Below are 255 nucleotides of genomic sequence, written 5' to 3'. Positions count from 1 at the left end.
GTCAATGTTGTGAATGGAACGGTTCTTTTGAATGCCGACGGTACCTTAAGTTTTAGCCCAGCCGCTAATTTCAATGGAACGACTGATTTTACGTATACCGTGACTTCTGGTGGAACGACGGAAACAGCAACGGTAAGTTTGACCGTTAATGCGGTGAATGATGCGCCAGTGAACAGCGTGTCTGGCGCACAAACTCTGAGTGAAGACGCCAATCAAGTATTCAGCTCTGCCAATGGCAATGCCTTGAGTGTGGCC

1 protein-coding gene is annotated in these 255 nt (G+C 48.2%); it reads left to right on the top strand.

Going from position 1 to position 255, the window contains the following annotated elements:
- On the top strand, window positions 1-255 hold a 255-nt coding region (locus tag Lwor_RS13870; RefSeq protein WP_162262301.1), incomplete at both ends, for a cadherin-like domain-containing protein.

Origin of the sequence: Legionella worsleiensis (assembly GCF_001467535.1) — a bacterium.
Lineage (GTDB): Bacteria > Pseudomonadota > Gammaproteobacteria > Legionellales > Legionellaceae > Legionella > Legionella worsleiensis.
This window is presented reverse-complemented; position numbering and strand designations above follow the sequence as displayed.